The following is a 25084-nucleotide window of genomic DNA, read 5'->3' as shown; positions in this document are numbered from 1 at the left end:
TTCTATTTCAAGTGCTCAGCAAGAAGGAACATAACCTGACGGCGGCAGCATTGGAACAGCAGAAGAAACGCAAGGATGAGGAAGCCGCGCAGATCGCGCAGTGAGGGCGGAGGTGGCCACCAAGAACGAAGCGGTTGAAGCCAACCGCATTGTGATGATGGAGCAGTGGAAGATCCGCAGCTGGCTGGAGGGACAGGCGATCTTGAAGGCGCAGCTGGAAGCCTTGAAGGAAGAAGGCGCACAGGACGACGACCTGCGTATCCAAGCGCTTAAGGAGAAAGCCGCGGCGCAAGGGTTTGGAGCGGTGCAAGAGGATGTGGAAACCCTGTATAACACACTCGTGATGGAGAAGGCAGAGCAGGCAGTGAAAGAGCAGGTCATGCAGGACTTCCTGTCCAAGGAACGGGACACGTCTGCGGCGGATGCGTGGCTGGCGCAGCAGCAGGCGCAGGAACTGCAGACCGGTCTGATGGCGTATTATCTGGGCAGGAAGGCGGGCGAGGAGGTAAGCGTACTCCCACAAGATGAGACTTGGTCAACAAATGCCTGGAATTGGGCATTCAACTACCAGCGCGAATTATCCCTGGGTACCGGAATTATAGCTGGGCTTGCGGCAGTTGCAATTGTGGCGACAGCAACAGTCACTGCTCCGGCATGGCTGATTGTTGGTGGTGCAATCCTGGCAACCGCTGTAATTGTCACCGCAGGTACGTTGGCAATAAACAGTCACTTTGGTTTGGATTTGGGTAATAACCTGATTGCCAACCTGGTAGTTGGCACGGCCGCGACCCTCATCACAGCGGGAATAGGCTTGTTGGTGACCAGTCTTGCACCCGTAATAAGCACAACCATAGCAAGTACATGCACCCACTATGCGACAGCATGCAGCCAGATCGGGACGATAATCGACGTGGGAGAGGAGGCGCTGCTCAGCGCTCAAATCGCCTATTACACGTGGACGGGGAATCAGGATGGCGCAGCGCAGGCGGCCATCGAGTTGCAGTTGGAGAAAATGGATGGAGGCGCGCCGGGCAACACGGTGACTGTGGAGTTAGGTGAACAGATTGTTAAATTGGGATCCGATACAGCTAAATTAATTACTATTCAGGTTTACTTAGATTGATTTACAATAGTCGGTATGACATGGAAACCATCATACCTAACCCGAGAACAAATGGAAGAAAGACGGCTTGAAGGTGGACGGCTGTTGAAAGCTGGAAAAATGTCAAAAGCCGAAATCTCAAGACACCTCGGAGTAAGCCGGGCCACGGTCGGCCAATGGGCCAGAATCATAGAAACAAAAGGTATGCGCGGACTCCAAAAAAGAAAAGCGGCTGGTAGCGAGCCGAAGTTGAGTAATCCACAAAAGCAAAGCTTAAAGAGGAAGCTGGAACGAGGGGCTTTGGCGAATGGATATCCAACTGATCGCTGGACATTGGACCGTGTCCAAAAATTGATCAAAAGAGAATTTGATGTCACTTATCATCCGAATTACCTCAATCGATTGTTGCGCAAACTAGGTTTCAGTCCACAAAAGCCAATGCCACAGGCTATTGAACAGGAAAAAGAGTTAGTGGAAGCTTGGTTGCTAGGAGATTGGCCAAGGATAAAAAAAGTCACATCGTCTCAAAGCAAAAATCGTATTTTGGGATGAATTTGGGTTCTCCTTTCAAGAAATATTGGCTACGACGTGGGCTCGGACTGGCAAGAGACCCGTTTTTCGACGGGTAACCAAAGATCGTCGAGCGCTATCGACAGCCGTAGCGCTGACACTTACAGGCAAGATCTACAAGAAATGTTTTGAAGGTTCGATAAAAAGCGATAACTTGATTGAGGCACTTGAACACCTCCGTAGGCAGGTACCTGGAAAAATCATCTTGATCTGGGATCGAGCCCGTATTCATCTTAGCAAGCTCACCAAAGCTTATCTCTGCCAGCATCCTGAGATCATGATTGAAGAGTTACCTGCTTACGCTCCACAGCTCAATCCGGAAGAGTATTGTCACGGAAATGTTAAACAACATCTCAGAAATGCTCGTCCAACTTCTAAAGAGGAGATTCGCTCAATGCTTGATCGTGGTTTTGCTCGCTTGCGTCGTCGACCAGACTTACTTCTTGGCTTCTTTCATGCCGCCGGTCTTTCTGTTAGGCAACTTCAGTTAACCTGAATAATGAAATTTAGATTAGAACTTCGTAAATTTGCATCAAGGTTGCAAGATATTAATAAGCCTGAAAATTAACTAGCGACCTGACACTTTAACAAAAGAATAGTTGATCGGCAAACATGGAAGCGATATCCTCCCGCTTTTACTTGAATACGGTGACGATGCAGTGGATATTATCCGAGCTTATGGGGATGAGGGCATCTCCCTGCTTGTACTGTATGGCGATGATGCGGTGAAGCTGATTGACGATTATGGTACGCCTGCGGTTAACCTGATGCTGTCGCATGGTGGTGATGCAATCGATCTCGTTGGTCAATATGATGATGATGTATTTCGCGCACTGGATGGAAGAGTTGTCAGTGTCGGTGCAAAAAATGTGAATGAATTCGCCAACGCCCTGGAAGATGCGACTGGGTATAAGGTATGGTCGTCACCCACTACCGGCATGGTGTATGTGTCGAAATCCACCGATGAGGCGTTGGATGCCAGTAAAATGTTGAAGGATGCGCTTGCCAGAGGCGACCAAGACGAAGTCACAGCGTTGATCCAGATGATTGCAGCAGGTCCGACCAGAGGCTCCGGCAATCGCGTAATTTTGGGCACCTTCGCGGAAGGCGGTGGATATATTGGAAATGCTGTTGACAATGGCGGTATCTTTTTCGATACCGGCGATGATGTTTGGGGCTAGGTGAAAGCCAGCGGGACCGATCCGTGGCTGGTCAATGAGCAATTCTTAAAAAACCAATTAGACTCAGGCGTAGAAAGGATTGATTTCGTGGGAGAGGATATATTTGGTGTGATAAATAATCTGGACAAGAAAGTTTCCGAATCTTTCCGGGCTCAGGAAATCAACTGGCTGCTTGAACACGCGAAGGATGTGGTGGATAAGAGTCTTTAGAGTTGAAAAAGGGGTAGTTTAAGGTGGTGCTATTTGTTAAGGTTAATATATCACAGGTTGGAGCAGGTTTTGCAGACTGGCGCTGCAGCACCAGTCTGCAAAACGATGGGCGCCATGACCGCTATACCATTGGTTACGAATCGTCAACATGCAGGTTAGGATTTTTTTATGAGTTTGGAGGAGGGGTTGGCGTGCAACTTGGTCCAATTCCTGCCGACACAACGTCTTGGGAAACAATGACATGGATTGGTATAGACTATATTGAGGCATACTTGCTTAATAAACCCATAGCAAAAGGGCACAGGAAAGCCTCCTTTTCTCGTACGGAAAATATCGAAATAGATATATCTGCGGCGGCTACAAGTTTCGTGTCGATAGGTACACAAGCAATAGCCATGTTCAAGGATGATGAAACGATTGCTCTATGGAAACCGAAACTTGAAGAATACATTAAAGAGGATACGCGACGCAGATATGGTTTGGAGTAAGCGAGTTACGGTAGTTGCTTTTCTTGTCTGAACCCCTTGTGGGGCTCCCGCAGCGGGTTGACCTTCGCCATAGCGCATGGGCGTTTCTTATAATACAGTTGTTTCCATTGCACGTTGTACTTCGGCAACCAAATCTTTTACTTTGTCGAGCGCCTCACCATCAATTTCGTCGTTGGAGAATGTAGCGTTGAATTTGGTTGTGAGCAATAGCGCAGGCTTTCCTTTTTTGTTGGTCGTGATCTCAATCGACTTAATATGGCCGACGTGAATTCTCCCGCTGGCGCTTGTACTCGTCCTGACGTTTGTCACCGAGAAATAATTGACCACATTCGCATCGAATGTGACGATTATCTTTTCCTGGCTATTCTTGGAAAGTTGAACTTCAATCATTGGTTTCTCCTTCTATGGTCACGAAATGGACTCTTGCTTGGGCTGGCTCCTCTCCAAATTCAGCGCGGACAACTCCTCCCCCGTAGTGGACTGTACCTCCCGCAGCGCCACCAGCCGACCGCAAAGCGGGCGACGGGGGATTTTCAGTCCACAACAATCGTATATTCCTTTTCAGCACTCTGCCCGATGACCATGGTTGAGAAACATGATACAGAGACTGTGAACGTGAATGTCCCTGTTTCCTTTGGGATACCGCTGATTTTTGCGCCATCGACATGATCCACGAAAACAAGTTCAAGCCCCGCAGGAAGAGTTCCACTTGAAATGGACACATTATTCACAGGTGTGACGTTCTCACTGACGCGGATCTCAACCTCGTACCCCACGCCTGTTTGCCCATTAGGGAGGGACGCAGGCTCGATCTTGAGCGGAGTGGTTACAGGCGTAAAAATATAGTTAGGCGTGGGCGTCTCTTCCGCACGGGTGAACAGGGAACAGGCAAAAGATACCATCGAGACCAGTAACACCACCACCAAAAGGGTTGATTTATTGGCTTTATTACTTTTCATAACTCTCCCTTAAACGCCCCTCCCGATGGTCGCAGCATGGATGGCATCCTCTTTGGGGACGGCAACAACACATCCAATTCGCTTCCATTTTGTCATCCCCTTGTGGGACAACAGCCGCGCCTGCCGAAGGCCGGCACAAGTCGGTGAACAGATGCTCGTGCGGCAGGATCAGCCCGAGGGAATCGACTTCGAACACTCCCCGTATGGTTGGTATGTATTTCGAGGACATGACATGATGTTCCTATGGAAGGAGGCTGGGCGGGATGGGGGCAAGGTTTGTGGGCCGATCCGGGACCCGCGTTCTGATCACCGGGGGAAGGACCGAGGTCGGTTTGGGTTGCTCGGTGGCGGAAGGCGGAGCGGAGGTTGCCTCAGGTCGCGAGGTGGACGTTGCCTGCATGGGGGTAGGGGTTGGGCTAAGCGTAGGCCCGGCGGTGAAGGAGGCCACGGCGATCTGCGTCTGCAATTGCGCCAGTGTGGCCTGCGCATTCGGGCCGCCGGCAGCCATGGCCGTCTGCGCCTCCGCGAACTGCATGACCAGCGCCTGCACGGCGGTAGCCGTGCCGGCAGCGGAGGCGCGCGAATCTCCCGAGCCGCGCACGACTGCCGGGAGCGTAACCGCCAGGATGACCATCAGCAGCCCGGCCACCGCCCACGGTGCGAGCGCCAGCAGGCGCCGACGCCGGCTGGCCCCCTGCATGCGCTTCAATGCACGGCGGATTTCAGGCGTGATCTCGTCCGGGCTCTTGGCCTCGGCCACTTTGGCTGCGAGTTCGATCAGATGCAGCGTCGAACCCTGCGGCACGAGGGTGACCTGCTCAAATCGGTCGGCGACATGTTCGCCAGGGGCCGCGGTATGCGGCATCCCGTCCACAACCTCGGCCAGCGCGCGGGCCATCTCGCCGGCTGTCGCGAACCGGCCGACGGGATCCTTAAGCATGGCGCGCACAATGACCGCTTCGACGGCGGGCGGGAGCGTTGGGTTGACCTGCCGCGGCGGACGCATTTCCTCATGCAAATGCATCATCACCACTGCCATGGGAGAATCGGAGACGTAGGGCAGCACGCCGGTGACCATCTCGTACAGCATGACGCCGAGGGAGTAGACGTCGGTGCGCGGCGAGACTGTCCCGCCGGTTGCGTGTTCCGGGGCCATATAGGCCGGGGTGCCTATTGTCGCTCCGGAACGGGTGAGGTCGAGGCTCTCGCCCAGCACCTTGGCCAGGCCAAAATCGGTGAGATTGGCGCGCCCTCCGGCGTCCACCAGGATGTTATTCGGTTTGACGTCCCGATGGATGACGCCCCGCTCGTGAGCGTAGTCCAGCGCGGCGGCCACGTCGCTCAGGATGCTGGCCGCGTCGCGTGGAGTGAGCGGTCCGCGCTTCAGCAGGTCGTTGACCGTGCCGGCACGCATGTAGCGCATGACCAGATACAGCAACCCGCCCTCGCGGCCAAAATCGTACACGGGCACGATATTTGTATGTTCGAGGGCGGTGATCACCCGGGCTTCGCGCTCGAAGCGATCGACGATCTGCGGGTCTTCGGCGCGGTGATCGAGCAGCACCTTGACCGCCACTAGGCGGTCAGTGGAGGGCTGATGGGCCTTGTAGATCGCCGCCATTCCCCCGCGGCCGATCAATTCGAGGATGCGATACGGGCCAAGATTGGAACCGATCAACTCGGACATGATTCGCGCCGGTAATGGGCCTCACCCGGAATCTTATCATATCGGCCGGGGAGTGAACGGACCGGTCCGACAGGCCTGCCGTCTGCGCAGACCCAACCGGTCGAACGACGTATACATCCATGAAAATCGACGATCATCATCCATTCGAAAATTCGTGGTTTTCTTCGTGGACGGTTTCTCTCCATCACAACTCTCCCTTGAACGCCCCTCCCGATAATCGCAGCACGGATAGCATCATCTTTGGGGACGGCAACAACTTCCGCCTCGGCTCGCTTCCGCTTGCTGACAAATCCTGCGGGGTGAGGGGCATTGGCTTGTCCCTTTTATTGATTTTACTATACACCCCGCCTGCGTCCCTGCCTGTTGGGGGCTGGTTTTTGAGGGAAAAGCCCTGCTCGAAGGAATTAAAACCCCCTTTTCCGCCCCAAAAAAACTTCCAAATCTTTTTCCCAAAACTTCTAAATGTCTTTGGAAAAACTTCTAAATGTTTTCCGGAAAACTTCTAAATGTTTTTTAAAAGACTTCTATATGTTTTTCCGAGGGGCTTTCCGAGCATTTTTCGCATAGTCAATGAGGGTTTTGAATAAAGCGCTTGCCCTGGAACAAGCGCGACCACTTCATCCGCCGCATATCCCCATATCCTGCCCTGTCACTCGAAAGACAACAGTACCATGTGAGCTGAAGTTCTCAACGGGATAAAGGCACATACAAATCAAAGCGCCCGCTGTAAAAGCGGGCGCTTTGATTTAATGGTTGGTCCTTACGGTGTCGCCGTGGCTTTCAGGCCTTCCAGCACTTCCGCCTGGGCGGTCAACTGGGCGCCGGCCGCCTCGGTGGCTTGTGTGATGAAGTTCGGCTCGCTGGGCACGCGCTGTTTCCACACGTCATAGGTCTCCACGCCGTAGGCTTCCTTTGCATCCGCCAGCCAGCCGGCAAAGGCGAGCTCCCTTTCGGAGGCATACTGCTCTGCGCTCAGCGGGCGGTCCTGTTTGGCGATCAACTGGATGATGTGAAAGCCGAAATTGCTTTGCACGGGTTCCGTGGTGAAGTCACCGGAATTTTCCAATGCGAAGGCGGCGGCTTCGAACTCAGGCACCATCACACCGCTTCCGAACCAGCCGAGGTCGCCGCCGTTAACAGCCGAACCCGTGTCGGAGGAAAGTTCCAGCGCGAGCGCGGCGAAATCCTCGCCGTTCTGCAGACGCTCGATCACGGTCTGCGCAGTCGCCGCGTCGCTGACGAGGATGTGGCGCGCCCAGACCTGCGGACTCGTGCGCGGCACGTCGAGGGCGAGCTCGTCCCTCAGTTTTCGTTCGAGGATCTGCACTTCGAACAGCCTGCGGTACACGTCATGGGTGAAGCCCAGTTTGGCGAGGTCTTCATTCACCTCCTGGTAGTTCTGTTGGAAACTTTCGAAGGTATAGGGCGTGGCGGTCGGCGCCGGAGTGGAGGTCGGTCCTTCCGTCGGGGTGGCGCTCGGCTCGCTGGTTGCAGTGGGCGTGAGGGATGGTTCCGCGGTGACTTCCGCCTCGGGGGTTGTTTCGCCCTCGGCAGGTGTGGTCTCCGCCTCCGCGGCTGCGGGGGTGGAGGTCATTTCAGGCGTGGCGCTCGGCACGGGCGTGACCGTCACCACGTTGAACGCTTCCGCCGGGATCTCGGGCATGTCCACCGCAGTGGGGGTTGCCGACGGCGTGGGCGTGCCGTTCGGGAAGAAACCAAAGGCGCTCTGAAGCGCTTCATCCAACTCGGCTTCACTGACGGTAATGCCGAGTTTGGCCGCCTCCTGGCGGATGACCTCTTCATTGACCATCTGGTCGAGCACGGTCTGGCCGATGAGCTGGGGCGAGTCTAAATTGGAGGCGATCTGTTGCAGCTGCGCCTCCACGTCCAGGCCGAAAACCTGCGCGTACTGTGCGTACTGGCTGTATTGGGACAATAACTGCTGGCGCTGCAGGCGCACACGCGGCTCAAAATCCCGCACAAGGATCTTCGTCTCTCCGACCTTTGCCACCGGGCGCTGGAGTTTGAAATATCTTTCGTCCAGCAGCCCGTATATCAGCAGCAGCACGACCGCGGCAAGGATGCCGAAGAACGTGTATAGGATCAGGCGTGCCTGTTGTCGTTCGCGCTGCTGGCGGGCAACATGTTTCTTGTATGCAACAGCCTTCTTCTCCTGCTCATTGGGCATGGGGATACTCCTTCAAGTGGTACAGGGTGCGTTAATATAGAATGCCCGCGGGCAACCATTGTGCATTCCTGCTTCCAAAAAGGCACACGTTGTGACCGCGCCGGGCATAAATTCGGGGCATGGAATTGGTTTCCCATGCCCCGCGTACATCGTTTCGATCAGGAACGGGTGTCGTCCAGCGACCTGCCGCTGAACGGCAGAAGCGCCACATGGCGGGACTGTTTGACCGCCGCCGCCACCACGCGCTGATGTTTGGCGCAGGCCCCGGTCTGGCGGCGCGGACGGATTTTGCCGTCCTCGGTGATGTATTTGCGCAGCAGGTCGACCTTTTTATAATCAATGGTCAATGTCTTGTCGGCGCAAAACTGGCAGAATTTCGGCTTGGCAAAGAACCTGCGGTCCCCGCCGCCTTCCCCACCGCCTGAAAAATTGCGTTCGCCTGAGAAATTGCGTTCGTCACTCATGGTTTACTCCAAAACTGTTTGTGTCACAGCTGCCTGCCCGGCAAGCTGTGACGATTAGAACGGGAATTCGTCATCCGCCGCGCCGTTGGCCGGCTCGCTGGATGCATTATCCGCTTCCTGGGATTGGTTATTTGCCTCGCGCCGCTCGCCCAGCATCATCATCTCACCCGCAACGATCTCCACGCTGGTGTGCTTTACGCCTTCCTTGTCGTCCCAGCGGCGGGTCTGCAGGCGTCCTTCAATATAGACCTGCTGTCCCTTGACGAGATACTGCTTGCAGATTTCAGCCAGGTTTCCCCAGGCAACCACGTTGAACCACTCGGTCTCACTGTGGCGCTCGCCGTCCGCGCTGTTCCACGAACGGCTGACCGCCACCGAAAAGGTGGTGACCGGTTTGCCCGAAGGGGTGTAACGCATCTCGGGGTCCTTCCCAAGATGCCCAATGATCTGTACTTTATTAAGGCCTCGGCTCATGTCAATCTCCTTGGTAGGCAGCGGGCGGGTACGAATAAAAAATTAACCGACAACGGAAAGCATATGACGCATGATCGCTTCCTGATAGCGCAGGTTGCGTTCAAGTTCAGAGGTGGCAGTGGGCGCCATGGTCACGTTCAAAAGAACATATTGACCTTCGCGCTGTTTGTTGATGAGATAAGCCAGCTTGCGGCGTCCCCACACCTCGGCCTTATCCACACTGCCGCCGGATTCGCTGACCCAGCCCTTGACCTTGTCGAGCACGCCGTTAAAAGCGGTCTCATCCAGGTCGGGTTGGATGATGCAAACCAATTCATATTTTCGCATTGGGAAAACCTCCTTTCCATGGGTTTGCTCCTGTTCAAGCCGTGGGCCTGCCGGGAGCGGAAAGGCACGTAGACTAGACGCACCTATTTGATTAGCGGGCGAAGTGTACCACAGAATCCCCGCTTCGGATGAAGAATAACGCCTCGTTCTTAACGGATGCCTGATCCCCTGTGAAGGGCCTTTCCTACTCCCTGACGTAGATCGGGTTGCTGTAGATCCATCCGCGCCGCCTGCCCAAATAGCGCCGGTAGGCTTCGATGCGGTACACACCCGGCTCGGTGGTGATATGCGTGCAGGAGAGTTGGTTCTTCCAGGTCTGGATGACCTGTCCATCTTTCAGCAAACAGATTTCCGCCTGGGAGGGTAGTTTTGCCTGTAACGTCACGCCGAATTTTGAGGGGATCTCATCGCCCATCGAAACCGAAACATCCCGTCCCTGGGCCGTGAAGCGGAATCCGCGGGTGGGGGCGGGCAGGTCATAGCCGACGAAGCAATGTCCCCCGCGCAGGGCTTTGTAGATGAGGGCTTTGTCCCGGTTCACCTCGCCACTCAACGGTGCGGAGAGAAGCGTGTGTGTGTTCACCGTCCGAAAGTGGAATTCATAGGGAAAGATCACGCGATGGATGGGTCCCATGCTCATGTGCAGGGCATGCGCGTCCGATCCTCCGATGGCGACCACACGGCGTCCTTGCGAAAGCAGTTCATCCCATCTTGCCAGCGTGTCCGGAATGGGCTGGCGCGCGACGAAGGCGGGCAGGAAGGCATAAAAGGCGCCGTGCAATTTTGTGGGGACGACGGTCTTCAACTCGCTGAGGGCATTCCATAATTCGATCCCCGTATAATTTTGGACAGACCAATCCACCCAGGAGATGTCGGTTTCATGGAAGGCTTTTGCCTCGGGGTCGTGCGGGTGGGCAAGAAAGCAAAGCCCGCCCGCATCGCGCACCTGGTTGATCAGGTTCTGGGGATTCTCCGCGAATGTCGCCAGTTCGCGGTTCACGCCGAAAACAAGCAGGTGATTCTTTTGCGGGTCGCGCGCCTGGTCATGCACTTCCTCGCCGATCAGCATGAGGATCCTTTTGTTCTTGTCCTTGTAATACCCCTCGAACCCCTGCACCAGCACGTTATGGTCGGTGACGATGACCACATCCACAGCGGCGTTGATCGCGGCGGCCGCAACATCCCTGTGGAGTCCGCTTCCATCCGAGTATCTTGTGTGCATGTGCAGGTTGATGACGACTTCGTGCATGAATTCCTCGTGTCACAGTCTGCCTCCCTTCGAGAACCCCGGGGGTTCGCTTTCTTCCTGAAATTTGCGAAGCGGGAATACGCGCAGGATTTCCGCCCGCCATAATCCCTTGTTGACGATTCACTTCTTGAACAGGTATAATTTGTCCGCTAATTTCAAGGAGGCATATTGTATGGTTAGGTTTCTGGATATTGCGCTGATTATAACCTCGCTTGGTTTGATCCTCAGTGTCATCCTGCAAAGCAAGGGAGCGGGCCTGGGTGGTTTGACCGGCGCGGATACCGGCGGCGTTTTCACCGCCCGCCGCGGTATTGAACGCATCCTCTTCTGGGTGACGATTATTCTGTGTGTGATTTTTTTCGGCCTTGTGATCACCATTATCATCCTCGGACGCTAAGAATCCCAAGGTTGCGGAGTGCCGCCGGGCCATTGCCCTGAAACGGGGTGGCGGCGGCATTTCTTTATTTACTCACCCTATGAAAAAACTACGATGGCAGATCCTGGTTGTGTCGGTCACGGTTGTGATCGTTGCCCTGCTGCTGCTCAGCCAGCAGCCGGTGTCGATTCCCATATTGCCGGAAGCCGCGGCGGGCGGGGTGTACACGGAGGCGCTGGTCGGCTCGCTGGGGCGGCTCAACCCCATGCTGGATTGGAACAACCCGGCCGACCGCGACATCAACCGCCTTCTTTTCAGCGGTTTGATCAAATTTGATTCGCACGGTTTGCCGCAGCCCGACCTGGTCGATTCCTGGGCAGCTTCCGCCGACGGCATGGTCTATAACTTCTCGCTCAGACCCAATGCGGTCTGGCATGATGGGGAACCCGTGACAAGCGATGATGTGATCTACACCATCGAATTGATCAAGAGCAGCGGCTCGCTTTTCCCGCAGGATATCAAGGACCTGTGGTCCCAAATCGACGTCAGGCGCCTCGATGACAAGACCTTTCAATTCAAATTACCCGAACCCTTTGCCCCATTTTTGGATTACGCCACCTTTGGCGTTTTACCAAAACACCTGCTCGAAAGCGTGCCTGCCGACCAGCTTTCCAATGCAGAATTCAACCTGAGCCCCGTCGGCTCCGGTCCATATAAGTTTGACCGCCTGTTGGCCGGTGGCGGACAGATCACAGGCGTTGTGCTTTCTGCGAATGCGGACTATTACCTGCAGCCCCCGTTCATCGAGCAGGTTGTCTTTCGCTTTTATCCAACCTCCGCCTCTGCGCTCGACGCGTATGAGCAGGGCGAAGTGCTTGGCGTAAGCCAGTTGACGAACGATGTTCTTCAGCAGGCGCTTATGGAACCGAATCTATCCGTTTATACCAGCCGCCTGCCGCAGATGGGGCTGGTCTTCCTTAATAACAATGATCCTGCGGTTCCATTTCTGCAAAGCGACAAGGTCCGCCGCGCACTTCTGCTCGGCCTGAACCGCAATGTGATCGTCTCGCACATCTTGAACGGACAGGCCATCCTTGCGAATGGGCCCATCCTGACCGGCTCGTGGGCATATTATGAAGACATCGAAAAATTTGAGTATGACCCTGAAGCCGCCGCGAGGTTGCTCAAGGACGAGGGATATGTGATTCCCGCCGGCGGCGGGGATGTGCGTGCAAAGGACGGTCAATTTCTGACCTTTACCCTGCTTCATCCCGATGACATTATCCACACCCAGATTGCCCAGGCCATCCAATCGGACTGGACATTGATCGGTGTGCGCATTGACCTGCAGGCTGTGCCGTACGACTCGCTCCTGAACGATTATCTTGTCCCGCGCAATTACCAGGCCGCCCTGGCGGACTTGAACACCTCGCGCACCCCGGACCCGGACCCGTACCTGTTCTGGCATCAATCCGAAGCCACCGGCGGACAGAACTACTCCCAATGGGATAACCGCACGGCAAGCGAATTCCTTGAATCAGCACGCACCGCCGCAGATTTTGCCGAGCGCGCGCGCTTGTATCGCAATTTCCAGGTGATCTTCACCAAGGATATGCCCTCGCTGCCCTTGTATTATCCCGTCTATTCCTATGGTGTGGACGCACAGGTGCAGGGTGTGCAGGTTGCCCCGATGTATGATGTCAATGACCGCCTTGCGTTGATCACGCAGTGGTATCTCATAACCCGCCGCACGCTTGAGCAAACCCCCGAGCCGACGGCTGCGCCATAGTGAATTCTTAAGAAGGAGAAACAGCCATGTCTGACGCGCAACAAGCATTGAATTACGTCCGCGGAAACAGCGAACGTTACTTAAGTGAGTTAAAGGAGTTCCTTGTCATCCCGTCCATTTCGACGCTCGATGAAAACAAGGGCGATGTCCAGCGTGCGGCGGAGTGGGTTGCCGCACAATTGCGTTCCATTAATATGGATCATGTGCAGACCATGCCAACCGGTGGACATCCCGTCGTTTATGGCGAGTGGTTGGGCGCGGGGAAATCCGCTCCGACGATCATGATCTATGGGCATTATGATGTCCAGCCAGTTGACCCGCTGGAGTTGTGGACATCGGATCCATTCACCGCAGTCGTGCGCGGTGATTATCTTTTTGCGCGCGGTTCCTCGGACATGAAGGGCCAGGTGATGGCATCTCTCAAAGCGGTCGAAGCAATCGTCCGCACGACAGGCTCGCCGGTCAACATCAAATGGCTGATCGAAGGGGAGGAGGAGATCGGTTCCGAGCATCTCGGCGAATTCATCAAAAAGAACAAGGAGCTGCTTGCCTGCGATTTTTGTTTGAACCCGGATGCAGGCATGATGGGACCGGACAAGCCGACCATCACCACGGGTTTGCGCGGCCTGGCCTATTTCGAATTGCGAGTGCATGGCCCCGATAAAGACCTGCACTCCGGTTTGTTTGGCGGGACGATACACAACCCTGCCCAGGCATTGATCGAGCTGGTTGCGGGCATGCACGACAAAAATGGAAAGGTCACCCTGCCCGGTTATTATGACAAGGTCCGCAAGTTGAGCAAGAAGGAGCGCGAAGACTTCAAGCGACTGCCGGTCAGTAACAGGGAATTGATCGCAATGACGGGTGTGCCTGCCTTGTGGGGCGAGCCGCAATTTATCCCATCCGAACGTGTGGGCGCGCGACCCACGTTGGAGGTAAACGGTTTGCTTTCGGGGTTTACGGGGCAGGGCTCCAAGACCGTCCTGCCCGCATGGGCGATGGCGAAAATATCCTGCCGTCTTGTGCCGGACCAGACTCCCGAGGAAGTCACCAAACAGATGAAGGCATATCTAAAGAAGAATGCGCCCCAGGGACCATCAAATGGGAATTGATTAATCTGCACAACGCCGGCGCGGCATTGGTCCGAAACGGACTCCGCCGGCGTGCAGGCCCTTGCGCAGGCACTCGAAACGGTTTGGGGCAAACGTCCCTACTTCAAGCGCGAAGGCGGGCTCGATTGGCTCCGTGGTTCTGTTGCAGCAATATGTCGGCGCCGATTCTTTGCTGACAGGTTTCGGCCTGCCGGATGACAATGTCCCACTCGCCGAATGAACGCATGCATTTGCCGACATGGTATAAAGGCATCGAAGCGCTCACACCCACTTTTTCTATAATTTCAAATAAAGGATGTAAGGCCTGACAGGTCGAAGATCCGTCAGGTTTATAAAATAATATGGATGATCGAATAATAACTTATGGCGGGCAGGCCGTCATCGAAGGCGTCATGATGCGCGGCCAAAAAGCCTTTGCTGTTGCGATGCGTGCGCCGGATGGAAACATCGTTGTCCACACCGAAAAGCTGGCGAACCTCTATCGCTCGGGGATTACAAAAGTCCCTTTTTTGCGCGGCGGCATTTTGCTGTGGGATGCGCTTGGGTTGGGGATGCGGGCGCTCACGCTTTCAGCGAATACCCAAACCGGCGAGGACGAAAAACTGGAGGGCCCGGCTCTTTATCTGACCATGGGCCTGTCTCTCGCCTTCAGCATTGCGCTCTTCTTTTTGCTTCCGGCCGGGATCGGCGGCTGGGTGGAGCATTTGCTTTCCCAGACCACGGCTGCCTTGTGGGCGGGGAATTTGTTGGAAGGCCTGCTTCGTCTGCTGCTCCTGATCGGCTACATATGGGGGATCGGCTTCATGCCCGATGTCAAGCGCGTGTTCATGTATCACGGTGCGGAGCATAAGACCATTAATGCCTACGAGGCGGGCGCGGAATTGACCCCTGAAACCGTGGCGAAATACCCCATCGAACATCCGCGCTGTGGGACGGCTTTTCTGCTTACGCTGGTTTTATTGTCCATCCTGATCTTCACCGCCCTGGGTCCCATGCCGATTTTATGGCGCTTTGCCACCCGTATTTTTTTCATCCCCATCCTGGCTGGGATCGCCGTCGAATACATCCGCTGGACAGCCAACAACTTGAGTAATCCCATCGTCCAATTCTTGATCAAACCCAACCTGGCTTTACAGCACCTCACGACCCGCACGCCTGATTTATCCATGCTGGAGGTGGCGATTGAATCGTTTCAGTCCATGCGCAAGGCGGAAGCGGAAACCGCGTAACCGTTTGGTGATCGTATCGGAGGAGACAGGCTAGCGGCTGTCTCTTTTTATTTTCCGCTCATATTGTTTTGTTACCCTCCGCACCATGGAAAAGAGACGGGTTGTTCGTTGGTTATGGTTTGTCCTTGCGGGCTTTTTGACCGGTATCGGCGTGTATTTTGTGTTTACCATCGGGCGCCCCGCGCCTGTACCGTTGAAACAGGAAATCCACGATGGCGTTACCTATCGCCGTATCGTCCGCTACCTGCCTCATGCGATGATCGCGCATGTGCTGGTGATTGATACGAAAACAAAAGGGATGAGTTTCCTTGTCACCCCGCCCAGTGAAGTGGAGGGGGGAGCCATGACCGCGCGGACGACCTCCGAATTTCTGGAAGAGTTTGGCGTGCAGATTGCCATCAATGGGGATGGCTTCTTTCCGTGGTGGTCGCGCAGTCCTGTGGATTATTATCCGCATAGCGGGGATGTTGTCACACCGAACGGCTTAGCTGCCTATCAGGGCACTCTCTATGCGGACGGTCTGCAGAACGATACACCCGAACCAACGATGTACATCAGCCGCAGAAATGATATGACCTTTAACAGGCAGCCGGGCAGGGTATTCCATGCGATTTCCGGAGACCGCATGTTGATATTGGGCGGCGAGATCGTTCCAGAGTTGGATGCTGTGGTGATTCATCCGCGCACGGCGATTGGAATCAATAAAAATGGACGCTGGCTGTACCTGGTCGTGGTGGATGGTCGCCAGCCGTTTTACAGCAGCGGTGCAACCTTTTTGGAGCTGGCGGAATTGCTTAAGGATTTGGGCGCACACTTTGCCCTGGCTTTGGATGGCGGCGGTTCGTCCACGATGGTGATCGAGGGGGGGAACGGCGGTGCTGTAGTTCTGAATTCGCCGATTGACAGCTATATCCCCGGGCGGGAGCGACCGGTCGCGAATCATTTTGGAATTTTTGTAAAATAAAAGAGTCCTGTGTGTGAAGCGGGGATCGGGATGATTGCGGGTTGATAAGTCCGAGATCTGGCGCTTGCATCGAATCCCCGGCCTTTTATTATTTTTTTCCTGTCCACAGCCAATACCGCAATATTTCTGTAACATCGCCGCAATTGAGCTGTAACGCGTTTTTGTCCGTCATGAATATACAATATAGGGGCATTACAGATATGCAAACCTGCAATTTTGCCGAAACTCGGCCGTTGCAGGAATTGTCGGCCTGAAAACAAAATGACCGTTCATCATAACTGCCAACTATTTTTCCCAATCTTTTCACCCCATCGGGTCTCATCAAGGAGCATGTTCAATGAAAACTAATATTTTGGTTCGCATCACTCTTTTTCTTGTAATGCTGGCTGGTGTTTTCGGTAACGGCACGCAGGCTCAGGCGCAGGGTGAGGCGGTCCCTTACCTCCCTGCACAGATCATCATTCGCAATACAACCTTCTGGGATGCCACCTTCAGCGGAACGGTGAATTCAGACCGCTTCGAACGGTGGTCGCTCCAACTTGATGAAACCAGCAGTTTCTCGGTAACTGTCACCACGTTGACCGGCGACTTGATCCCCTCAATTTATTTGCTGGATGCAAGTGAGAATGAAATTTCCAGCATTGTCGGCACTCAGACTGAGGTCATTCTGACGACGGATCAGCCGGCAGGGGCATATTTTATTCAGGTCCAGCCCGTCTCTGGCGGCGGCACCTATAGCATGGTGATTCGCAGAACGGACGCACCGGACGAAGATTCTGATGCGGTCATTGTGTTCGACCCGCCAAGCGTTTTTGTGGATGACTCGTCCACAGCCACTGTCAGTTTGGATAATGTGCCGCCTACAGGATATGCCAGCGCGGAATTCACGTGCACGTTTGACCCGGCTTTTGTCGAGATCAGCAACATTGCGGGGGCAGGCCTCTTTGGCACAGACCCTGCAACGGTCGTTAATGAACCTGAAAACGGGAGTTTCATTTTTGCCATTGCCGGCAGTAACGGCCAGCGGGCTGCCACCAGTGGCGCGGTCTTTACCTTTTCCGTAAAAGGGTTACAAGAGGGAGAAGCCACAATCTCATGCGAGGTGCGTGTCTCCACGGGAAATGCTCTTTCAACCCTGCCTGCCACCTCGGAGACCCTGACGATTGTCGAACCCCTGGGAACGCTGACAGGAACTGTCATTGCGGACAAGCCGGTAACGGTCACGCTCTACAATCTGGATTCAACTGTAGCTGCGACAACGACCACGGATGAAAGTGGAAGTTTCAGCATGACCGTGTTGCGGGGGGACTATACGGTTGTTGCTTCTGCGGCAGGGTATCTTAATGCCCAGGGATCCCCAACCATTGTTGGAGGCGCCACGACCACCATGCAAACCATCACCCTGCCCGCAGGTGACATTGACGGCAACGGCGTGGTCGATCAATTTGATGCATTGACCATTGGTATTAACTACAACCTAACCGTCCCCAGTGTGGCGGACTTGAACAATGACGGCATAATTAACATTCTTGACCTGGAGCTCCTGGCGGCGTACTATCGTCAATCTGGCGCGCTTAACTGGCAGGTTAACTGATAATCACACAAACATTGCAGGGACGCGCTGACCATGCTCAGCGCGTCCTCCTTCGGAGTTGTCAATTAATGAAAAAGGTTGTCCCGCTTTTCATCGTGATCTTCAGTTTATTTATTATTGTACCTGTAAGGGCGCAATCCCCTGAGACCATCTGGATCACTGCCAGCACCGACAGCTTCAAAACGGGGGAAACGCTTGTTGTAACGGTTCACGCTGTTTCCGCCACGCCGATTCAGGGATTTACGGTACAACTCAGTTATGATCCGGCCTGTCTCAAGCCTCTCAATGCGGCAAGTTCGATCCCCACGATGAATGGATTACTCCTTCCCCAGACGGCGGGGCTGGCGGATGCAACCTTTGCCAGCTCAACGCCCCAAATGGCAAATGGTGTTTTGGGGGAGGTCCGCTTTGTCACTCTGGGGGCCTGCCAGACAAATGTCACGCTTGCGAGTGCGGCGCTCGCCATTAAGAACGAAGCAGGCATTGCCGCGCCTCTTGGAGGAATGACAGTTGAAGCGAAAGAGATTCCACTTTCAATAAGCGGCGAACAGGCCAATCCGCAGGATTTACCTTTATTGGGGACCCCACTTCCTCTGGACGTGGCGTCTGCTTCACCTGCATTCTTCTCGCTCTCAAGGGAAATGGTCATTGTGCTGGTCATTCTTGGCGTTTTTATCTTCATCGGGCTTTTCATATTCATTCGAATACTGAGAGGTAGCCATAAGTAAAGTCGAAGTGTATGTTGATGACTGTTTCCGCTGTGCGTTCCAAGGATAGGTGGTAGCCATGCATCTTAAATCGCCTGTGCGAATTTTTGTTTTCCTTTTCATATTGTTTTCAGCGATACCCGTGGGTGCACTGGCGCTTGCCGCTGCCCCGCCGGATGACATGTTTCAGCTTCCCTGGGAGCAGGGGCGTGCATGGGTGGCCTATGATGGTTTGGATAACGGCACCAAAAGACCGAAGACCAGCCCGCATTATTACGGTCTGGGTGGAGCAATTGATTTTGCTCCGCGGGTTACGATGCGGGTCGGGGAGGACACATCGAACGACTGGGTGACCGCGGCGGCGGCGGGAACGGTTTCACAGGCGGGTTATTGCTGGGTCAAGATCGATCATGGCAACGGCTGGACGACCGAGTACTGGCATCTGGGCAATATTCAGGTAACGCAGGGAGACAAGGTCAGCAGGAACCAGCGTTTGGCAGTCATTCACAATAATTCCGGTGAACAGGTGTGTTTGGGAAATGAGCACCCCGGCCCGCATCTGCATTTTGTCGTCCGCCCCAGTGTCATGGGTACGCTTTTTGCAGGGTGGAAGGTTAATTTCAATTCGTTTACAAACATCACCACCTATTCAAAGGGCGGCCAGACAGTGGGGCGTCTCCAACCACTTATGAATATCCCAAATTTGCAAATCGCTTTCCGCGGTCCCATCACCTGGGATACCCAGTATTCCGGCAGTGTGGATGCCTATCGCCATGAACGATGGTCGCTGATACTAAACGAGCAAACAACGTTCACCATCACGGTAGCTCCTGCGGGTGCCGGGCTTGTCCCGGTGATCCTATTACTCAACGGAGATGGTGCCGAGATTTCTCGTGGACATGGAACGCTCCATTCAACCCGGCCGGCAGGCTCATATTTCGTCCAAGTCCAATCGGAATTAGGAACAGGATACTACAATCTGATCGCTACAAGAGAGAGTGCTCCGGGGGCAACCCCCACACCCGGTATGACGGAGACTCCTGTAATAACTGCCCCACCAAGCATTACTTCCACGTCAATTGTCACCCCCACAGATGGAACCGAAACGCCGCTTGTTTCCGAGACGCCCTCCGGCAGTGAGACGCCTGTCGTAACCGTTTCGCCCGGCACGCCGGATGGAACCGAAACGCCGCTTGTTTCCGAGACGCCCTCCGGCAGCGAGACGCCCGTCGTGACCGTTTCGCCTGGCACACCGGATGGAACCGAAACGCCGCTTGTTTCCGAGACGCCCTCCGGCAGCGAGACGCCCATCGTGACCGTTTCGCCCGGCACGCCGGATGGAACCGAAACGCCGCTTGTTTCCGAGACGCCTTCCGGCAGCGAGACGCCAATCGTGACTCTTACTCCGACAGGTACGATAATTGCAACCTCAACATCCGTAACCGCCATTGTGACAGAAACCTCTGTGGCCACGGGAACGCCCGTGATAACCGATACGCTTGAATTGACCAGCACGGTAACTGCTACTCCCATATTCACCCCGACTGCAATCACGACCCCCAGCGGTCCTTACGTGTGGACGGATGTCCTTCAATCAATCCTTTCGATCGGCGAATCCAGTTCTGTCACTGTTGGTTTGTTCAATGTGCCAGCGGAAGGTTACACAAGTGCGGAATTCATATGCACATACGACCCGGCCGTGGTTGAAGTCAGCAATATCCTGGTTACAAGCCTTTTTGGGACGGATCCGGTGTCCGCGTTGAACGGTCCCCAGTTTGGTCAGTTTATCCTTGCGGTTGCGGGAAGTGACGGCAAAAGGGCGACCACCAGCGGCACGGTCTTTACCTTCATGGTCCAGGGCCTGCAGGCGGGGCAGACTCCCGTTCAATGTACGGCGCGCGTGTCTGAAGGCCAGGGTACTCTGGAATCCATCGAGTACATTCCAGATAACGTAACCGTTATTGGAGTTGGGGCTTCGCCGACCGGCGTCGTCCCCACCACCGCCATCGTCAATGGACAGGTGTTTGCAAGCAAGCCCATCACCATTGAACTATTTGACTCGGGTAATCAGCTTGTCCTGTCAGAAACCGCCAATCTTGATGGCACTTTCAGCCTGCCTGTTTCCGCCGGGACATATGCCATCATTGCCTCCGCACCGGGTTTTCTCAACGCCCAAGGCTCCATTACCCTCATGAATGGAGTTGTCACCACCATGCCAACGGTGAGTCTGCCCGCTGGTGATATTGACGGCAACGGCGTCATTGACCAGTTCGATGCCCTTACCATTGGGATGAGTTACAACGCCTCCCTCCCCGCCGAGGCGGATTTGAACAACGACGGCGTGATCGACTTCCTCGACCTTGAACTGCTTGCCTTCAACTATAATGCGTCAGGCGCGCTTGCATGGCAGTAAACATATAGCCAGGATCATCAAAACGAAAAGAGAGCCGCAATCTTGTGTGGCTCTCTTTTTATCGAGGTATTTAACACCGGACCACAAAGGTAAAATATTTTTAGAACTCGATCTCCCCGATCTGCTCGAAGTTGATATCGAACAATTCCTCCGCCTCGGTTTCGAGTTCAGCATCGAGCGCCTCCCCGGCGCGGATGCCGCGATTGCAGTACGACCTGTAGGGGCAGTAACTGCACTTCGTGACATCGTCCGTTTTCGGGAAGCTCGAAGCGGATGCGATTTCGCCGGCAAGTTTTTCGAGGGCATCCCAATCCCGTTTAAATTGATCCGCTTGGTAGGGGAACATCGCAGGCTCGTTCGGGAAATCCGCGAACCAGTAGACCATTTCGATCTGGCCGGGTTGGATGGGTCTGCCGCCGTTAAGCTGTGCCCCGGCCTGTACGAGCAGGGCGCGATAGACCCGCGTTTGCCAGCGGATGCCGAGCCATTCATTCTTTGGACGCTTGCGGTAGGTCTTCCAGTCATAGATGCTGATTTTTTCGTTGTCCACTGCAATGAGGTCGTATTTTGCGACGAGACGGAATCTTCCCAACGGCGCGGACAGGGTGATTTCCGATTTCAGGCCATGTAGTCCTGTAAGACCAGTCAGACCCTCCGACTGGATAAAATTCTGCCACCATCTTTGCAGGTTGTCCGTGTTGGCCAGTTTTGAAATTTGTTCCGCGGTAATGCCGACGAAATATTGCTGCACGAGGCGGTGAAAATATTCACCCTCTGTTTGATGTTTTTCATTTTCCAGTGCAGGCTCGGTTTCGATGGCGGGATAGGAAAGCTCCTGGAGATAGCGAAGTTCGAACCTGCGCGGGCAGTCGTTGTAATCCTGCAGGGAGGACTGGCTGAGGGTGGTCAGTGGAAAGGCCATGGCTCTATTTTGCCACAGAATTTTGCGCCCATGAGACGGGCATTAAACACGAAGGAAAAGCTCTGGATCTCATCATTTTGTGTTTGAGGACTTTTTTTGTAGAGTCGTGCTATACTTTGGAAAAATTTGGAGTTCCGCATGGGACAGGATACACAGGTAGCCGTTTTCATTGATTATGACAACATCGAAATAAGTGTGGAGGAAGCCTTTGGCAAGGCCGCCGATGTGGATTGGAGCCGCATTTTCCAATATGCGGGTCAAATGGGTCGCGTGGTTTTGCGCCGTGCCTATGCGGATTGGGCGGAAGCCGCCAGCAAACAACGCCAGCTGCTCAGCCTTGGCGTGGAGTTGATCCATGTCAACAGCAAACGCGGCAAGAACGCGGCGGACATCCGCATTGTGATCGATGCGCTGGAATTATTTTACGGCGAGAAGACTGCATTTACGCATGTCCTGCTTGTCTCCGGAGACGGCGATTTCACCGAATTGGTGCACCGCCTGCGTGCGCACGGCAAGACCGTGGTCGGCATGGGCATCAGCGGTACAAGCGCCGATTATCTTGTCAATGCCTGCGATAAATTCGTCTTTTACGACAAGTGGCAGGGCGTCAATAAATTCAGGAAGACGTATCAGAATAACGGTGGTACGAACCAATCTGCGCAGAGACAGAATAACAACCCGCCTGCGTCAAAACTAAATAATAACCAGCCTGCGCGTTCCAGCGCGCCTATTTCGCCCGGAAAGAAACTTGAACGTTACTTGAACATCCTTGCGTCGAATAAGATCCGCATGGTTCCCACTGTGCATCGTCCGTTGATCATTTATAAGATCTACGAGATTGTCAAGGCAAATCCCGATTTCACCTTCAATCAATTAAAGGAATTTGCCGAGGCTTTCTTTTTGAACGCAACACCAAAGATCGAGCCGCAGCTCGTGCTGGATACCGCACATGAACTCTTCCACACCTTTTGTTTCGAGTTCGATACCGACACGGGCGAGCGTATTTGGAACCGCAGGATGTGGCTGCCCGAGGATGTGACCAGTGCCGCGGACCTGCTTAACAAGTGTGACCAGAACCTTCTGCGGATGATCGTCAACGACCTCGGCGCGAGCGAAAAACTCGATGCGGAGATCGCGGCGCAAATTTTGTATGGCGGTGTTCGCAACCCCAAAGTGCTCGACCATATTCAAGATCTACTCACAACGGAAAGTCAGGTATAATCGCGGCCATGATCTATAAATTCCAGGCAGGCAGGTCGGCGCTCATCATTGGTGTCCGCGGCTTTATCAACAACGAGCCTCCTCGAATCGCGCCTGTACGCTGAACGTCGTATTAACTTTCACATGCCGCAGGTTGCCTGCGGCATTTTTGTTTAAAAGGTATTTATCATGATCCAAATTCAACTCTCCAATATCACCCTCGTCCTCGGTGCAAAACGAATCTTCGAGAATCTCGACTGGGAGATCCAGCGCGGACAGAGAATCGGTCTGATCGGCGCGAACGGCGCGGGGAAGTCCTCCCTGTTCAAGATGATCGAAGGCGAATATTCCCCCGAACTGGGCGGGAGCATCACCCGCGCCCGCCTCGTTACCACGGGATACCTGCCTCAACAACCCGAGCTCGACCTTACGCTGACGGCGCTCGACTCCGCGATGGATGGCAACCCGCGCGTGGCGGAAGTCCATGCAGAATTGGAGCGCGTCGAGCAAAGCTTGGGCGATCCTGAAGTCTATGGCGATGAAAAGAAATTGCAGCGTGTGCTCGAACGTCAGCACGAACTTATTGAGGAGTATCACTCCCTCGGCGGTGACTCGTATCCCGCGCGCGTGCGCGACCTCCTGCTCGGGCTGGGACTCGCTGAAAGTGAACTGACCAAGCCCCTGTCCGTGTTGAGCGGCGGGCAGAAGAAACTGGTCGGGTTGGCGCGCCTGCTGCTGGTCAAGCCCGATGTCCTGCTATTGGACGAGCCTGACAATCACCTCGACCTGCCAGGCAAAGTCTATCTCGAAAAACTCATCCGTGAATACGAAGGGACGGTGGTCATCGTCTCGCATGACCGCTACCTGCTGGATGCAATTGTCACGCACATCGCCGAATTGGAAGACGGCAGGATGACCGTCTTTGAAGGCGATTATTCATCTTACATTGCGGATAAAGAGATGCGGTTGGCGCGGCAGGAGGAGTTGTTTCGCACCCAGCAGCACGAGATCACGCGTATGGAAATCGCCATCAAACGTTTTGCGGTCTGGGCCAAGGTTTATGACAGCGAAAAATTTGCCATTAAAGCCAGATCTATGCAAAAACGGCTGGACAAGATGGAGAAGGTCGAGAAGCCCGTTACCGAACGCCGCCGCATGGAACTGCAACTCAACGGCTGGCGCGGCTCGAACAAGGTGCTGGAACTGGCGAATATCTCAAAAGCGTTTGGCAAAAAAGTGGTGTTCTCGAATCTCAACGAGACCATCTGGCAGGGCGAGCGAGTCGGCTTGATCGGCGCGAACGGCTCAGGGAAGTCCGTGCTGCTGCGAATGATCCTCGGACAGGAAACGCCTGACGCGGGCGAAATAAAGATCGGTCCCAGCGTCTCCATTGGACATTACGCGCAGGAGCATGAGACACTCGATTTCAATCAAACCTTGCTGGACGCAGTCCGCTATGCAGGTGAGATGAGCGAATCCAGAGCGACGGCGTTTTTGCTGCGCTATCTTTTCACATACAAGCAAGTCTCGCAGAAAATCGGTGAACTCTCAGGCGGCGAACGGAGCAGGCTCCAACTCGCGCTGGTCGTGCTCTCTGGCGCGAACTTCCTTCTCTTGGACGAACCCACCAACAACCTCGACATCGCCTCTGCCGAAGTGCTCGAAAACGCGCTCGAGGACTTCCTTGGCACTGCCCTGATCATCTCTCACGACCGCTATTTTCTGGATCGGACGGTGGAACGTTTGCTGGTGATCGAAGATAAAGGTTTAAAGGAGTATCAGGGCGCGTATAGCGATTATTTGGAGAAGGTGGGGAATGGGTAAAAAGCAGAAAATAAAGTGGGGAAACCCCACCGTGTTTGTGGGTTATGAAAACGTG

At 54.4% G+C, this 25084-nt stretch carries 23 protein-coding genes and 1 pseudogene; 15 read left to right on the top strand and 9 right to left on the bottom strand.

Going from position 1 to position 25084, the window contains the following annotated elements:
• Window positions 1-112 precede the first annotated feature (112 nt).
• From QY332_18135 to QY332_18115, 5 genes are all read left to right on the top strand, one after another.
• Window positions 113-1123, top strand: coding sequence for a hypothetical protein (locus tag QY332_18135; GenBank protein WKZ35533.1), 1011 nt, complete (start codon window positions 113-115; stop codon window positions 1121-1123).
• A 51-nt stretch (window positions 1124-1174) separates the two neighbouring features.
• The gene (locus QY332_18130; protein ID WKZ35532.1) at window positions 1175-1654 is read left to right on the top strand and encodes a winged helix-turn-helix domain-containing protein; all 480 of its coding nucleotides are present in this window, start codon (window positions 1175-1177) and stop codon (window positions 1652-1654) included.
• Window positions 1655-1679: 25 nt separating this feature from the next.
• Window positions 1680-2168: a transposase gene (locus QY332_18125; GenBank protein WKZ35531.1), complete on the top strand. Its 489-nt coding sequence runs from the start codon at window positions 1680-1682 to the stop codon at window positions 2166-2168.
• Between the two features lie 103 nt (window positions 2169-2271).
• The gene (locus QY332_18120) at window positions 2272-2853 is read left to right on the top strand and encodes a hypothetical protein (GenBank protein WKZ35530.1); all 582 of its coding nucleotides are present in this window, start codon (window positions 2272-2274) and stop codon (window positions 2851-2853) included.
• Window positions 2854-3086: 233 nt separating this feature from the next.
• Window positions 3087-3551 carry a hypothetical protein gene (locus QY332_18115; protein ID WKZ35529.1) on the top strand — a complete coding sequence of 155 codons (465 nt, stop codon included), beginning with the start codon at window positions 3087-3089 and terminating at the stop codon, window positions 3549-3551.
• A gap of 87 nt (window positions 3552-3638) precedes the next feature.
• On the opposite strand, the gene QY332_18110 is transcribed toward QY332_18115, so the two are convergent.
• The 8 genes and pseudogenes from QY332_18110 to QY332_18075 form a co-directional block, all read right to left on the bottom strand.
• Window positions 3639-3941, bottom strand: a complete 303-nt coding sequence (locus QY332_18110; protein WKZ35528.1) for a hypothetical protein — start codon at window positions 3939-3941, stop codon at window positions 3639-3641.
• 143 nt (window positions 3942-4084) lie between these two features.
• Window positions 4085-4510, bottom strand: a complete 426-nt coding sequence (locus QY332_18105; GenBank protein WKZ35527.1) for a hypothetical protein — start codon at window positions 4508-4510, stop codon at window positions 4085-4087.
• A gap of 241 nt (window positions 4511-4751) precedes the next feature.
• Window positions 4752-6197 (bottom strand): protein kinase, encoded by a 1446-nt coding sequence (locus QY332_18100; protein WKZ35526.1) that lies wholly within the window; start codon window positions 6195-6197, stop codon window positions 4752-4754.
• A gap of 760 nt (window positions 6198-6957) precedes the next feature.
• Complete coding sequence (locus QY332_18095; GenBank protein WKZ35525.1) at window positions 6958-8385, bottom strand: peptidylprolyl isomerase; 1428 nt, start codon at window positions 8383-8385, stop codon at window positions 6958-6960.
• Between the two features lie 158 nt (window positions 8386-8543).
• Window positions 8544-8780, bottom strand: a pseudogene (gene rpsR, locus QY332_18090) (30S ribosomal protein S18).
• 123 nt (window positions 8781-8903) lie between these two features.
• Window positions 8904-9323, bottom strand: a complete 420-nt coding sequence (locus QY332_18085) for a single-stranded DNA-binding protein (GenBank protein ID WKZ35524.1) — start codon at window positions 9321-9323, stop codon at window positions 8904-8906.
• A gap of 42 nt (window positions 9324-9365) precedes the next feature.
• Complete coding sequence (gene rpsF, locus QY332_18080; protein WKZ35523.1) at window positions 9366-9650, bottom strand: 30S ribosomal protein S6; 285 nt, start codon at window positions 9648-9650, stop codon at window positions 9366-9368.
• Between the two features lie 184 nt (window positions 9651-9834).
• Window positions 9835-10899: a CehA/McbA family metallohydrolase gene (locus QY332_18075; protein ID WKZ35522.1), complete on the bottom strand. Its 1065-nt coding sequence runs from the start codon at window positions 10897-10899 to the stop codon at window positions 9835-9837.
• Between the two features lie 172 nt (window positions 10900-11071).
• Between QY332_18075 and secG the strand changes: the two genes are divergently transcribed.
• The 8 genes from secG (at window position 11072) to QY332_18035 (ending at window position 21083) form a co-directional block, all read left to right on the top strand.
• Window positions 11072-11296, top strand: coding sequence for a preprotein translocase subunit SecG (gene secG, locus QY332_18070; protein WKZ35521.1), 225 nt, complete (start codon window positions 11072-11074; stop codon window positions 11294-11296).
• A gap of 79 nt (window positions 11297-11375) precedes the next feature.
• Window positions 11376-13064 carry a peptide ABC transporter substrate-binding protein gene (locus QY332_18065; protein WKZ35520.1) on the top strand — a complete coding sequence of 563 codons (1689 nt, stop codon included), beginning with the start codon at window positions 11376-11378 and terminating at the stop codon, window positions 13062-13064.
• Between the two features lie 26 nt (window positions 13065-13090).
• Entirely contained in the window at window positions 13091-14176 is a 1086-nt protein-coding gene (locus tag QY332_18060; GenBank protein ID WKZ35519.1) for a dipeptidase, read from the top strand.
• A 341-nt stretch (window positions 14177-14517) separates the two neighbouring features.
• Window positions 14518-15405, top strand: coding sequence for a DUF1385 domain-containing protein (locus QY332_18055; protein ID WKZ35518.1), 888 nt, complete (start codon window positions 14518-14520; stop codon window positions 15403-15405).
• An 85-nt stretch (window positions 15406-15490) separates the two neighbouring features.
• Complete coding sequence (locus QY332_18050) at window positions 15491-16369, top strand: phosphodiester glycosidase family protein (GenBank protein ID WKZ35517.1); 879 nt, start codon at window positions 15491-15493, stop codon at window positions 16367-16369.
• Between the two features lie 337 nt (window positions 16370-16706).
• Window positions 16707-17963: a carboxypeptidase regulatory-like domain-containing protein gene (locus QY332_18045; GenBank protein WKZ35516.1), complete on the top strand. Its 1257-nt coding sequence runs from the start codon at window positions 16707-16709 to the stop codon at window positions 17961-17963.
• Window positions 17964-18031: 68 nt separating this feature from the next.
• On the top strand, window positions 18032-18691 hold the full coding sequence (locus QY332_18040) for a cohesin domain-containing protein (protein ID WKZ35515.1): 660 nt from the start codon (window positions 18032-18034) through the stop codon (window positions 18689-18691).
• Window positions 18692-18749: 58 nt separating this feature from the next.
• Entirely contained in the window at window positions 18750-21083 is a 2334-nt protein-coding gene (locus QY332_18035) for a peptidoglycan DD-metalloendopeptidase family protein (GenBank protein WKZ35514.1), read from the top strand.
• Between the two features lie 100 nt (window positions 21084-21183).
• Here the strand turns inward: QY332_18035 and QY332_18030 are convergent, their stop codons facing one another.
• A complete protein-coding gene (locus tag QY332_18030; GenBank protein WKZ35513.1) occupies window positions 21184-22005 on the bottom strand; it encodes a PD-(D/E)XK nuclease family protein in 822 nt (273 codons plus the stop codon).
• A 138-nt stretch (window positions 22006-22143) separates the two neighbouring features.
• Here QY332_18030 and QY332_18025 point away from each other — a divergent pair, with 138 nt between their 5' ends.
• Both QY332_18025 and QY332_18020 read left to right on the top strand, forming a co-directional pair.
• A complete protein-coding gene (locus QY332_18025) occupies window positions 22144-23226 on the top strand; it encodes an NYN domain-containing protein (GenBank protein ID WKZ35512.1) in 1083 nt (360 codons plus the stop codon).
• Window positions 23227-23394: 168 nt separating this feature from the next.
• Window positions 23395-25029: an ABC-F family ATP-binding cassette domain-containing protein gene (locus tag QY332_18020; GenBank protein ID WKZ35511.1), complete on the top strand. Its 1635-nt coding sequence runs from the start codon at window positions 23395-23397 to the stop codon at window positions 25027-25029.
• The last annotated feature ends 55 nt before the right edge of the window (window positions 25030-25084 follow it).

The sequence above is a fragment of the Anaerolineales bacterium genome, assembly GCA_030583885.1.
GTDB lineage: Bacteria > Chloroflexota > Anaerolineae > Anaerolineales > Villigracilaceae > Villigracilis.
This window is presented reverse-complemented; position numbering and strand designations above follow the sequence as displayed.